The 14,160-nt window shown below is 29.4% G+C and carries 10 protein-coding genes; 3 read left to right on the forward strand and 7 right to left on the reverse strand.

Annotated features, from left to right (window positions below):
• Positions 1 to 45 precede the first annotated feature (45 nt).
• From VJI95_RS04090 to VJI95_RS04105, 4 genes are all read right to left on the reverse strand, one after another.
• The gene (locus VJI95_RS04090) at positions 46 to 1,641 is read right to left on the reverse strand and encodes an ABC transporter ATP-binding protein (RefSeq protein ID WP_324010354.1); all 1,596 of its coding nucleotides are present in this window, start codon (positions 1,639 to 1,641) and stop codon (positions 46 to 48) included.
• Between the two features lie 379 nt (positions 1,642 to 2,020).
• Positions 2,021 to 3,325: a betaine reductase selenoprotein B gene (grdH, locus tag VJI95_RS04095; RefSeq protein WP_323999349.1), complete on the reverse strand. Its 1,305-nt coding sequence runs from the start codon at positions 3,323 to 3,325 to the stop codon at positions 2,021 to 2,023.
• 11 nt (positions 3,326 to 3,336) lie between these two features.
• Positions 3,337 to 4,662, reverse strand: coding sequence for a glycine/sarcosine/betaine reductase component B subunit (locus VJI95_RS04100; protein WP_324010355.1), 1,326 nt, complete (start codon positions 4,660 to 4,662; stop codon positions 3,337 to 3,339).
• A 24-nt stretch (positions 4,663 to 4,686) separates the two neighbouring features.
• Positions 4,687 to 6,183, reverse strand: a complete 1,497-nt coding sequence (locus VJI95_RS04105) for a BCCT family transporter (protein WP_324010356.1) — start codon at positions 6,181 to 6,183, stop codon at positions 4,687 to 4,689.
• Between the two features lie 415 nt (positions 6,184 to 6,598).
• Between VJI95_RS04105 and VJI95_RS04110 the strand changes: the two genes are divergently transcribed.
• From VJI95_RS04110 to VJI95_RS04120, 3 genes are all read left to right on the forward strand, one after another.
• Positions 6,599 to 7,252 (forward strand): TetR/AcrR family transcriptional regulator, encoded by a 654-nt coding sequence (locus VJI95_RS04110; protein WP_323999346.1) that lies wholly within the window; start codon positions 6,599 to 6,601, stop codon positions 7,250 to 7,252.
• Positions 7,253 to 7,368: 116 nt separating this feature from the next.
• Positions 7,369 to 7,974, forward strand: coding sequence for a TetR/AcrR family transcriptional regulator (locus tag VJI95_RS04115; RefSeq protein ID WP_323999345.1), 606 nt, complete (start codon positions 7,369 to 7,371; stop codon positions 7,972 to 7,974).
• On the forward strand, positions 7,974 to 8,876 hold the full coding sequence (locus VJI95_RS04120) for an alpha/beta fold hydrolase (RefSeq protein WP_324010357.1): 903 nt from the start codon (positions 7,974 to 7,976) through the stop codon (positions 8,874 to 8,876). Before VJI95_RS04115 ends, VJI95_RS04120 begins: the two co-directional genes overlap by 1 nt.
• A 54-nt stretch (positions 8,877 to 8,930) precedes the next feature.
• On the opposite strand, the gene VJI95_RS04125 is transcribed toward VJI95_RS04120, so the two are convergent.
• From VJI95_RS04125 to rpoC, 3 genes are all read right to left on the reverse strand, one after another.
• Complete coding sequence (locus VJI95_RS04125) at positions 8,931 to 9,311, reverse strand: hypothetical protein (RefSeq protein ID WP_324010358.1); 381 nt, start codon at positions 9,309 to 9,311, stop codon at positions 8,931 to 8,933.
• A 67-nt stretch (positions 9,312 to 9,378) separates the two neighbouring features.
• On the reverse strand, positions 9,379 to 10,464 hold the full coding sequence (locus VJI95_RS04130; RefSeq protein WP_323999342.1) for an MGDG synthase family glycosyltransferase: 1,086 nt from the start codon (positions 10,462 to 10,464) through the stop codon (positions 9,379 to 9,381).
• 49 nt (positions 10,465 to 10,513) lie between these two features.
• Positions 10,514 to 14,155: a DNA-directed RNA polymerase subunit beta' gene (gene rpoC, locus VJI95_RS04135; RefSeq protein WP_323999341.1), complete on the reverse strand. Its 3,642-nt coding sequence runs from the start codon at positions 14,153 to 14,155 to the stop codon at positions 10,514 to 10,516.
• Positions 14,156 to 14,160: the final 5 nt, after the last annotated feature.

A 14,160-nucleotide genomic window follows, 5' to 3' on the forward strand; every position in this document is an offset into this window, starting at 1 on the left:
AACAACTCCTCCTTAGGAAATATATATTTAACTTAGATACATTTATCAGTTTTTTATTATATTAATTTTTTCTCCTGTAAATTCTAAAATATAGTCATACATTATTAAATTTTCTTCTGAATAATTGTGAGAAATATTAATAAACCCTAAGTTTTTATCACTTAAAATCATTTTTTCAATTATTGAAATTGAATTTTTATCAATATTGCTCATGTCCTCATCAAATACCAAAAAATTACTATTTCTAAGTAAAGCTCTAGCAATTATAATTTTTTGTTTTTCACCACCGGAAATTGAAAGATTCAATTCATTCAAATTTTCGTTTCTATTTTCTATAAGTTTTTTATCCAAATTCACTTTATTTAAAATATCATAAATCAAATTATCCGCAAATTTTTTAAATAAAGTTATATTTGAAACTATATTTTCATTGAATAGGAAAGAATTTTGTTCAACATAGACAAGATTTTTTGAAATATTAGGATAATCCTTTATATTTTTACCATTTATCTTTATATTTCCACTATAATTTTCAAACTCCCCAAACAATAATTTCAAAATTGTACTCTTACCGGATCCATTTTGACCTCTTATGAGATACTTTTTCCCACTTTCAAAAACATTTGAAAAATTATCAATAATATATTTATTCTCATTATAAGAGAAACTTACATTTTCAAATTCAATTTTCTCAACTCTCTCTTGCTTATTTTCTTCAAACTCACAATCGGATAAGGTATTAAATAAATCATTTTTAACTTTCTTTATAGAAAATACAGTTATCAAATAGCTGGAAATGGTATTAATCGGATAGATTAACAACTCTGATAATTGCAATATGGCAATAAAAGCACCTATTGTTTCTTTTCCGCTGACAATAGAGCTGATTACAACATAATAAATTAGAAACTGGGATATAAACGAAATTGCTCCCATGCTAATTTCTAGAACTGCATTTTTTATGCTATATCTATAAGCATATTTTTGTTCATCAGATGAGATAGACTCCATTTTATCATTTATATTTTTTTCTACGGAATATCTTTTTATAGTGCCTATTCCCTCAACAATATCGTAAAAAGCTGTATTTAATCGTCTTAGTCCTAAAATGCTCTTTTCCCTTATTCTTTGCATATCTATTTCAAAAAAATAAGGAATTAGAATTGATATAATATTTGTTCCTAGAATAATAAATGATGCAATAATATTTAATGAAAACAGCAAATACATATACCAAATAATAGATACTGCTTGAAATATAATATGTGGTATTGTTAAATAGTATTCTTCTACAACAGATTCTATCTCATTATTATAAATAGAATAAAGCTCTTGAGGATTTTCTCCCTTTTTACCTTTAAACAAAATTCCTCTGACAAAAAGATTTCTAAGCTTCATGTATAATAATCTTCTATACTTAGCATTCAACAATTTACCAACAAATTCAGAACACAATACTAAAACTATTAGTAGTGCATATTTTACAAAATATCCAAAAATTTTATCAAATTGTTTTTCTGTAATACTATCAGTAATTTCCTTAATTATCATTGGCATATTAGCATTTGAATAAACTGTAAAAATACTAAAAATAACAATTAATATAGAATATAAATAAATATTTTTCTTTAATTTTTTCATAATAACTAATACTCCATAAATTTCAATTATACAAAATAATTTTTCAATATTTTACATAATCATTGTATCATAGTAAATGAGTTTTTTCAACGATTTAATAGTTTCTTATCTTTGTCTATAATATAGCTCTTGAATAAAAAAATAGCTATGCAAAAATTTTACATAGCTTATTTTCTATAAATTTTAAGTGTGGTATTTACATCCTAATAATATGATTGTGATTAGTGTGTTTATATTTGTTATTTTAAATCTATTCAAAATAATTATTACTTAAGAAGTAAATGTATTTTCAATATACCCTTTCTTAATAAAAAATATTTATTTTATAAAGATTTCTTCTAAAAATATTAAATCTTAAATCTATTCTTTATCATACTACTTAAATTTTAAATACAGTTTGTTCTTTAATATCAGTTGTTAATGCTTCTAAAGCTAATTTTGTTCTTGAGTAACGTAACTTATATTGTTCTTCTTTACTTGTACTAGGATCTCCTAGTGGATAAGGAATTGATATTGTAGGAACAATTCTATTTGTTCCTACTGTAATAGCAACTGGAACCAAATTACACATTTGTACGATTGGAATTCCTGCCTTTTCAATTTCTTTTACTATCGTTGCTCCGCAACGTGTACAGGTACCTCAAGTAGAAACCATAATACATGCATCAACTCCTGCCTCTTGAAGTTTAGCTAGCATTTCATGTCCCATTCTCTTTGCTTCTGCTTGTGTAGTTCCAGTTCCTACTGTTGAATAAAAATATTCATGTAACTCGCCGAATACACCTTCCTTTTTAAGCTCAACCAGCACATCCCAAGGAACAATTACATTAGGATTAGCATCTGCTGCCGCAGGGTCAAATCCGGCATGAATTGTTTTAAATTCTCCACCTTTTAATCTTTCCATTGATGAACAGTTATAACGTCCCCATCTTGTTGCTGATGCAGATTGAATCCTATCAGGATTGTCAACAGGAACAATACCTCCTGTGTTTAATACGGCAATTTTAGCTTTTTTCAAATCTTTTATAGGACTTGCTATTGGTACTAAATCTTTTTTAGGGATTGGAAGTTCTGTAATATATTCTTCTCCTGCAATCTTCTTAAGAAGCATATCAACTCCACGTCTTGCTGCTGAAACAGGTTCTTCCAACCAAACTTGATGTCTAATTCCCCTTTCGAAATATCCTTCAACTTTTGCACCTTTTGTTTCTTTTCCTAACAATATTTTATTTACATAAAGAGCCATTTTTTCTGTATCCTTTTTAACAAAAGCGGCTGAATTTCCTCCTTCAAAAATGGGCATCTTAAGTTTAAACATTTCTACACCTGGATTTTCAACATGCATTGAAGTTACAACAGGAACGTTAAATTTTTCTTTTACTGCTTCACAGATGTTTCCACAAGCAACACCATAACGTCCAGCTTGAAATGCAGGTCCTGCTATAAATACATCAAACTCAATTTTTTCCAACATTCCTAAAATTTCATTGATAGCATCTTGAGTATTAGAACCCATGTAGTTATCTCCACAAACAACTGTATGAGTTATTTCAGCATCCAATTTTGATTGTAGCGCAATACCGGGACCAATTTTTCCCTCTTTTAATTCAGGTTTGTAATCAGCCTTATCTTCTCCACCAATACCAGCAAAGAATTGATTTATATAATGAACAACTTTTTTCATATTAACACCCCTTAAAATTCTTTCATAGTTTTTATAGACCATCCTGCAATAGCGTCTCCACAGAACATTGCATTATTTTCCATAATTATAGAACCATCTTCTTTTACTGATGAACCTAGAATTTCATCAAAAGGCCAACCACCTGATAATCCATCTCTCGCAAGAGCTTCAAGTTCTCCAATAACTTTCTTTCTTGGTGGCAACTTAATTAATTCAGAAACATTTCCTGAAGAAACTAATGCATTAGCTTTTTCATCCAAAACTACAAGCGGTTGAGATGCTCCATCACGACCTGTACATTCATTACTGATACCTACAGTTTTAACTCCAATATCTTCTAAAGCTACTATACATCTAATATAATCAGTATCAGGATTACCATATCCCTCTTCCGTGACTATTGCAGCTTCAGCTCCCAAATATTTTGCTATATTAGACATTATAATTGCTGATCTTTCTTTTTGATCTAAAGCAACATTTAAGTTAGACATTATAACTCCTACAAAGTTAATTGTTTTTCCGTGTTCTTTATATAGTTCTCTGATTGTTGGGAAATTTTGAAAATCATAAGTTGACCATTTTGATGAACAAGGCATAAAACTTCCTGAAATTATAGCTCCATCAAGCACTTCACATGGATTCATAAATGTAGGTACAAAATGATTCATATCCCATCCATAAATTAAATCATTATATCCCATTTCTTCCATTTGTGATTGAGGTTGCATTACCAAAACAACTTTAGGTAAACTATTTATTTTTTCACTTCTATTCAAGACTGGATCAAATTCAAAAACTTCTGTCTCTTCTGGATTTAATTCTTTTACTGTTTTTCCTAAATATTCCGCAAATTTGTGAGTTGCCCATCTAATTGCATGATTTTTCTTTTGTTGTTCATGTCTTTCAAATTCTTCATCAGTATCTGCAACAATGCAAATGTTAATTAACTGCCCAAATATAGTGTATTTTTGCCCTTCTCCGCACATATCAATCAATCCGTCTCCAAAACTTCCCCAGTGCATACCTACACCAAGAACACTTACACCTTTAAGAGCATGAAGTTTACCTTCTCCACAAGGAACTATATCTCCTGTTACACCCGGAAATAAGGTTCTTCCATCAACTCTAACTCGAGGTTCAACTGCTTCTTTTATAGGAACAATTCTAACATCTTCTCCCGGTTTTGCAATTTCTATATCAACTTCTGTGATATGTTCGTCTTGTAAAATAAATTTACAAGCCTCTTTTTTGTTAATTGTTAAAATTCCGTTTTCAAAGAAAGTTTTATCTCCAAAAACAACATCTTTAACATGAAATTTACCTATTTCTAATTTCATAGAAAACCTCCTTATTTTAAATTACTATATTTTATTATCTATTACAAACTCATCTGTTTTCAATGCTTTCACAAGGGAATACATACTTAACAACATTATAAATGCAAACGGAAATGCAGCTATAATTGAGATAGTTTGTAACATTTTTAACCCATTTGTTGAACCTATCATAAGTGATAATGCAAGAGCTGACTGAACAACTCCCCAAATTGTTTTCTTTGTATTTGTAGGATTCAAATCTCCTTCTTGCGATAACATCCCTAAAACAAAAGTTGCAGAATTTGCTGACGTTATAAAGAATGTGAACAAAAGGATTATAGCAACAAATGATAGAATAGCCCCAAAAGGAATTTCACTCATTACTATAAAGAATGCAGTTGCTGAGCTTTTACTTGCTTCAAGTAAAACTTTTCCAGCAGTAGAAAAGTCAATTCCTGCAAAAATTGAAAACCAAATAAATGAAACTATTGTAGGAACCAACATAACTCCTGCAATAAACTCTTTTATGGTTCTTCCTTTAGAAATTCTTGCAATGAAAATACCTGTAAATGGTGCCCATGCAATCCACCAAGCCCAATAAAACACTGTCCAATCTCCAAACCATGAACTTTTTCCAAAAGCACCAACTTCCAATGAATTTTGAACAAAATTTTGAATATAAAGTCCTGTTCCCTCAACGAAAGTTCTTAATATTTTAACAGTTGGTCCGAGAAGAAATGATCCAGCTAACAAAACTACAACCAAAATTAAATTCAAATCCGAAACAGCTTTAATTCCTTTTTCAACACCTGAAATAGCTGTCCAAGTATAAATTAAAGTAATTGAAATAACTAAAATTATCTGAACAATAGGAGTTTCAGGAACTTTGAACATATAATTCAATCCACTGTTGATTTGTTGGGTTCCAAGTCCTAAAGAAGTTGCCATTCCTGCAGCAGTAGCAAATACAGCCAAAATATCAATTATTTTCCCTAATGGACCTCTAACTCCTTTTTCCCCTAATATAGGAATAAATATACTACTTATTAAACCTGGTTTTCCTTTTCTAAATTGCATATAAGCAAGTCCTAACCCTAATATACAATAATTCGCCCAAGGATGAAGTCCCCAGTGTAAAAATGATTTTGTAATTGCAAACTTAGCTGCTTCTTCTGTCATTCCTTTCCCATTTATTGGATTTAGATAATGACTTAAGGGTTCAGATATTCCAAAGAATACTAATCCAATTCCCATACCAGCAGAAAATAACATTGCAAACCAAGATGCATTTGAAAATTCCGGTTTTGAATCATCTCCACCTAACTTTATGTTTTTATACTTACTAAAGAATCCAATCCAAATTGCAAACACAATGAACGAAGTCATAGTAAAAGTGTAAAACCAGTTAAAATTTGTAGATAAAAATTTAAAAGATGCATTACCAGCCGTTTCAAAAGATGACGGACTTAAAAAGCCCCAAAAAACGATTGCTAATGTCAATACTATTGAAGCATAAAACACGGTATTACTTTTTTTGTTCATTTTTTCCTCCTTTTTTCTTTTTTAAATTCTTTTTTCTATCCTTTAAAATATAAAAAAACCACAAAAATTTCAAACTCTTAATTTTAATCACAGCAAATCTTTTTAAATTAATTTATTTTATAATCATGATTATTTTTTAACCTATAATAAATATATCATAAATTTTAATCGTTTGCAATAGATTTTTATAAAAAAGTAATTTTATTTTTCTATTATTTTATTTTAAGTTGATATTAGATTATCAATTTTTTTCTAATTGAATTACTTTAAACGATATATAACAATTCAAAAAATATATTTTAACAAAAAAATACAAAGTTGGTTAATATTAATATATTTTTTAAATACTAAAATTGTTATATTTGATATTATCTCAATTTTATGTTAGAATAGTACGGTATATAGGAGAGTTGATATGAATGCTTTAGATAAAAAAATGATACAAAAATCTCGAATGGTAAAATATTTTGTTGATGCCACGATAGATATAATAGAAAAAGATGGCTATGATGCTGTTACAATACGAAAAGTTGCCGATATAGCCGGATATAACAGTGCAACCATTTATAATTATTTTGACAACTTAGAACATTTATTATTTTTTGCATCAATGCATTATTTACAAGAATATATAGATGAACTGCCAAGTTATGTAAAATCAGCAAATGATTCTAGGGATATATATTTACTTGTTTGGCAATGTTACACAGATTGTGCTTTTAGAAGACCTGAAATTTATTATACTATTTTCTTTTCAAACTTAAAACAAAATTTAGAACAGTATGTTGAAAGTTATTACAGTTACTTTCCTTTAGATATTAAACAATATCCAAAAGCAGTTAGAGAAATGCTTTTGTCTAAATCTATAAAAACAAGAAGCTTTTATTTGATGCAAGATTGTATTGAAGAAAATATAGTTTCAGAAGAGAGAGCTGAAATTATTGATAATTTAGTAATTTGTGTATTTGAAAGTATGCTATTAAAAGTTTATAGTGAAAGTATAAGTGCTTCTGTCGCAAAAGAACTTGTAAATAATTATATAATTGAAATATTTGATAAAATGAGATAAGTATTTATCTCGTTTTTTTATAGGAAAATTTAGAATTATTTTGAATATAATATATTTGTAAAATAAAAACTCTTAAAACTTGACAGCTAATCATAATTAGCTCGAGAGGAGAATTTATGAATACTAAAGATAAAATAATGTATGAAGCCTTAAAACTTTTTGCTCAAAAAGGATACTCTGATGTTTATGTAAAGGACATTGCAATGATGGTTGGTATTAAGGCTCCTAGCTTATATAAACATTTTAAAAGTAAACAAGAAATTTTTGAGAGCTGTATAGAAATATTTTATAAAAAAATGAATGAGAAACGAGATATACTTTTATTGCCTAGAAATTCTAACAACAGTGATATGTATCTTAATAAAAAAAGAGAAGATATTATTGAAATTTCAAAGGAATTATTTGAGTTTTATATTTTAGATGAAATCGCTTCAAATTTTAGAAAAATGTTAATAATAGATCGTTATAGAGAAAGTCAAATCAATGATTTGTATGAAAAAATCTTTTTAAATGAACCCATAAAATATCAAACACAAGTGTTTTCTCAATTAATCCCACCTAAAAAACTGAAATCTACCAGTGCAGAAGATATAGCTAAAATATTTTATTCCCAAATCTATTTTTTACTTCAAAAATATGATTGTAAAAAAGAAAGTTTAGAAGATGGAAAAAAAGAGCTTGAACACTTTATAAACCTATTTTGTAATACTTTGGAGTTGTGATGAAAAATTTAAAACTATTATTTGTTATTATAATTATATCTATATCATTTTATACTATAATTATGAGTATTAAGCTGACTATTGATTTAAAAGACGCTAAAGAACAATTAAAAAGCTATCAACCGAGTCAAATGATTCTATCTTATGGAAATATAGAATATCTCGACAGAGGAGATGGAGAAGTTTTACTAGTCTGCCATGTTATCTTTGGAGGTTTTGATCAGGGTTATGAAAGTTTAAAAGATTTAACTAAAGATTTTAGAATATTGTCCCCATCACGTTTTGGATACCTAAACAGTCATGTATTAGGAAAAGGAACTCCTGAAGAACAATGTAAAGCATATATTGAGCTTTTAGATAAATTAAATATCGATAAAGTATTTATTGTAGGGACTTCAGCAGGAGGAACTGTAGCAATTCGTTTTGCACTGGACTATCCAAATAGATGTAAAGGACTTATTCTATACAGTTCTGCAATGCCTGAGACAGAAAAACCTAAGAAAATAAATTTATATCAAGCACCTCCTAATTTTTTATGTAATAATCTTCCTATGTACTTGATTAGTCCTTTCTTTAAAACTATTATGGGTATGGAAAGGAATGTAGTCAAAACAATGTTACCAATTGATAAAAGAAAAAAAGGAGTAAAAATAGATGGAGAAATTACTAATCCAGATATGGCAGTGAATTATGATAATTATATTATTGAAGAAATTGAAATCCCAACATTAATTTTTCAATCAAAAGATGACAAAATAACAAAATATGAAAAATTTATTACTTCAGTAAAAAGATTTAAAAATAGCACTTTGAAAATATTTGAAACTGGTGGTCATCTTTTAGTAGGGCATGAAAAAGAAATTAATGACACAGTAAAAAATTTTATTAATGCTCATAAGTAAGTAATAAACAACAAAAAATGAGAGTTAACAAACTCTCATTAAAAATATATAATATTATTTTTGGGATCCTCCACTTTTTGATTCTTTTACATTCTTAATATAATTTTCAGCAGCCTTTCCTAATTTAATTACTTCTTCTTTATCAATTTTGTCTTCTTTAACTTGAGCAATTAAATTTTCATATTTTTTTTCAATGCTTTCTTTGTCAGAATCCTTTAAATTAGGAATTATCAATTCAAGTGCTTTTTGTTCTTCTAAAGCCTTAATAGTTTTATTCTTTTCTTCTTCAGAAGCCTTTTCCTTCTTAGGTTCTTCTTTTTTTTCTTCCTTCTTTTCTTCTGCTTTCTTGTTTTCAGCTGGTTTTGATTGACAAGCAACCATTGATCCCATTAGGAATATAGCCATAGCAGAAATTAAATATTTTTTAATTTTCATATAAAACCTCCTAAAAATCTTTGTCCACAATGGATTATACTATAAGAAAACATTTTTGTCAATGAATTTAACTAATTTTTTCAACTAATTCTGCAATTTTATCTACAGAAAATCCATCTGCAATATCTTTCATATTCAAAGCCATATATTCTACTCTTCTTCGATTTTTGTAAAACTTTTTTATTTCCTTTATAACAGCATCAACACTATTTGCATAAACACCTATTTCTTCCTCGACAATAAAATTTTTATTTTCTTCTTCATGTCCTGGAATAAAAAATGGGATTATAAGAGGAATATTTTTAATAATTGCCTCTGAAACTGTAAGTCCACCAGGTTTTGTAATCAAAATTTGATTTTCTTCCATCAGTCTTGCTATTTCATTTGTATAACCTAAAATTTCAAGTCTATTTTCATCTACGAACAGACTGTATTTTTTCTCAAGTTTTTCTTTTAATTCCTCATTTTTACCACAAACCATAGTAAGTTTGATATCATTTGAAATATCAAGTATCGGCATTATATATTCTGAAAAATCATTCATTCCCAAAGTTCCAAATATAGTTAAAATATTAAAGCCATCCTTTTTTTCAAAATGTCTTTCCTTAAAACTATCACTTATAGGAATTCCAAAAGCACAAATCCTATCTTGTTTTATTCCGTCGTCAATCATTCTATTTTTCGTGAATTCACTTGCTACAACATAATAATCCACATAGTCACTAAAATACATCTTATGTGTTATAAAATCTGTAATTACAGAAATGAAAGGAACATCATAATATTTTTTTTGCTTTATATGTTCCATTACCCCGATTGCAAAAACATGAGTACCTATAACTACATTAGGTTTTCTTTCTTCTAAAATAGGTAATATTTTATTGCTTAACATATTTAAAATCGGTTTTGAAAAAATATTTTGCGACTGTGTTATATTCGTTCCTTTGTATATAAGTCCGAAAATTTCGGGAGTTTTTGTTACTATTCCCAAATATCCACCAACAAGTAAACTATCTAACTTTTCAGAAATTCCTTTTAATAAATCTATTTCTTCTACATCAAAATCTCTTTGTTCGAGCTTTTCTCTTATATTATTAGCTGCCTTATTATGTCCACCACCAAAAGATGCTGTCAAAATTAAAGCTTTTTTCATCTTAATCCTCACTTTATAGAAAGAGTCGGAAAATTTCCGACTCTAAATATTATTCTTCAACTTTTTCCACGATTTCAACTTCTTCAGTTTCAACTTCTGTTTCAGTTTTTTCTTCTAATTCTTCTTCGATTGAATCGTCAACTTCTTGAATTTCTTCAGAATCACTATGTTCAAGAGTTTCTTCTCTAGCAAGTCTTTCTTCTTCCTCTAGTGTTTCATAATCAATTTCGATAGATTTATAGACTTTCATACCAGTTCCGGCAGGGATAAGTTTACCTAAGATTACATTTTCTTTTAATCCTATTAGTCCATCTGCTTTTCCTTTAATAGAAGCATCAGTTAAAACTCTAGTTGTTTCTTGGAATGATGCTGCTGATAAGAAACTTTCAGTAGCAAGCGATGCCTTAGTAATACCTAACAATACATTATCAAAAGTAGCTGGCATCTTGTCTTCTTCAAGCATTTTTCCATTAACAGCTTCTACTTCTCTGAAAGGAACTAAGCTTCCTTCTAAGAAATTAGTATCTCCTGAAGTATCGATTTTAACTTTAGAAAGCATTTGTTTTATAATGATTTCGATATGTCTATCATCGATGTCTACCCCTTGATTACGATAAACTTTTTGAACTTCTTTAGTGATATATTCTTGAACTCCTGTTGGACCTTTAATGGCTAAAATGTCATGTGGATTTATAGAACCCTCAGTAAGCATATCGCCTGCCTTGATTTCTTCTCCATCTTTAACTTTAATTCTAGCTCCATAAGGTATAGCATAAATTCTTTCATCACCATCGTCGGCAGTTACAACTATATCATATCTCTTCTTATTATCAACTAATTTTACAGTACCATCAATTTCAGTTATATAAGCAAGTCCTTTTGGTTTTCTCGCTTCGAAAAGTTCTTCAACACGCGGAAGACCTTGAGTGATTCCAACACCGGCAACCCCACCAGAGTGGAATGTTCTCATTGTAAGCTGAGTACCAGGTTCACCGATTGATTGAGCAGCTATAATTCCTACAGCTTCCCCAATGTTAACTGGATTTCCTGTTGCAAGGTTACGTCCGTAACATTTTGCACAAACGCCATGTTTGGATTTACAACCTAGAACAGAACGAACTTTTATTTCTGTAATTCCAAGTTTTTCAACTTTTTCTGCTAGACTTTCAGTAATCATTTCATTCTTATGAATTAAAATTTCTCCTGTAGTAGGATTTAATACGTCTTCGAATGAATGTCTACCTACAATTCTATCAGCAAGTTTTTCAACTATAGCATTTCCATCTTTAAAGTCTGTAGCTAATACATATTCATCTGTACAACAATCATCTTCTCTAACAATAACATCTTGAGAAACATCTACAAGTCTTCTTGTTAAATATCCAGAGTCAGCCGTTCTAAGAGCAGTATCTGAAAGTCCTTTTCTTGAACCATGAGTTGAAATAAAGAACTCTTGTACAGAAAGACCTTCTCTAAAGTTTGCTTTGATAGGAATTTCTACGATTCTACCAGTAGCAGAACTCATAAGTCCACGCATTCCCGCTAACTGTCTAATTTGATTAATATTACCTCTGGCTCCTGAGTCAGCCATGATTGAAATACTATTTGTAGGATCTTGCTTTTCAACAAGAATCTTTGTAATATCTTCTGTGGCTTTTGTCCAAACAGAGATTACATATTCATATCTTTCTTGCTCAGAAACTAAACCATCTCTAAACAATTCTTCATAAACTGCAATCTTTTGTTCTGCTTCTTTAAGAATTTCCCATTTTTCTTCCGGAACTATTACATCATTCATTGAAATTGAAATAGCTCCAACAGTTGAATATTTATATCCTGTAGATTTTATATAGTCTAAAACTTCAGCAGTTTTTATATTTCCATGTTTTCTAAAACATTTATCTACAATTTTACCAAGCATTTTTTTATCTACAAGTCTATCAACTTCTAATGAGTATTTATCTTTATTTCTATCAACAAATCCTAAATCTTGTGGAAGATGTTCATTAAATATAAATCTACCAACAGTTGATTTTACGATTTGACTTTCACCTGTTTCTTCATCTCTATATAACACATTAACAGTATCATGAATTTTAACATTATTTGTAGAATAAGCCTTAAACATTTCATCATAATCCATAAATGAACGAAGAGCTTGTTCTTCAACAGTTCCACTTGTTAAATAATATGACCCCAATACCATATCCTGAGTAGGAGTTGTAATAGGCTTACCATCTTTTGGTGCCAAAATATTATTTGTAGAAAGCATTAAAAGTCTTGCTTCAGCTTGTGCTTCAGTTGATAAAGGTAAATGCACAGCCATTTGGTCGCCGTCAAAGTCGGCATTATATGCAGTACAAACCAATGGATGTAATTTTATTGCCTTTCCTTCAACTAAAACTGGTTCAAATGCTTGAATACCAAGTCTATGAAGAGTCGGTGCTCTGTTTAGAAGTACAGGATGATCTTTGATAACTTTATCCAAAATATCCCAAACATTTGAATTTAATCTTTCTACATATTTTTTCGCACTCTTAATATTATGAACAATTCCGTCTTCCACTAATTGTTTCATAATGAAAGGTTTGAATAATTCAAGAGCCATTTTTTTAGGAAGTCCACATTGGTGGAATTTTAAATCCGGACCTACTACGATTACAGAACGTCCTGAATAGTCAACACGCTTTCCGAGTAAGTTTTGTCTGAATCTTCCTGTCTTTCCCTTTAACATATCTGATAAAGATTTAAGCTCTCTATTTCCCGCCCCTGTTACAGCTTTTCCATGTCTACCATTATCAATTAATGTATCAACAGCTTCTTGTAACATTCTCTTTTCATTTCTCATAATGATTTCCGGAGCATGAATTTCTATAAGTTTTTTCAATCTGTTATTTCTATTTATAACACGTCTATACAAATCATTTAAGTCTGAAGTTGCAAATCTACCACCTTCAAGTTGAACCATAGGTCTTAAATCAGGTGGAATAACAGGGACAACATCAATAATCATCCATTCAGGTCTATTTCCTGATTTTCTGAAAGCTTCACAAACTTCAAGTCTTCTTGAAAGTCTAATTTTCTTTTGACCAGTTGCATCAACAAGACCCTTTTTCAATTCATTTGAAAGCTCATCTAAATTTATATTTTCCAAAAGCTCTTTAATAGATTCAGCACCCATTCCAACTCTGAAATTTTCTGCACCGAATTTTTCACAAGCTTCTCCGTATTCGCCTTCAGTTAGCAATTGTTTAACATAAAGGTCAGTATCTTTTGCATCAAGAACAACATAATTTGCAAAATATAGGATTTTTTCAAGAGCTCTTGGGCTCATATCCAATATAAGACCCATTCTTGAAGGTATTCCCTTAAAATACCATATATGAGAAACTGGAGCAACAAGTTCAATATGTCCCATTCTTTCGCGTCTTACTTTAGCCTTTGTGATTTCAACTCCACATTTTTCACATACGTTTCCCTTGTATTTTATTCTTTTATATTTACCACAATTACATTCCCAGTCTTTTACCGGTCCAAAAATCTTTTCACAGAAAAGTCCATCTTTTTCCGGTTTTAAAGTTCTGTAATTTATAGTTTCTGGTTTTTTAACTTCTCCTCTTGACCAACTTCTTATCTTATCAGGTGAAGCTAAGCCAATTTTCATTGCATCAAAATTATTTAATTCCAACAAGGAGT

This window comes from Parvimonas sp. C2 (assembly GCF_035282405.1).
In the GTDB taxonomy this organism is placed as follows: Bacteria; Bacillota; Clostridia; order Tissierellales; family Peptoniphilaceae; genus Parvimonas.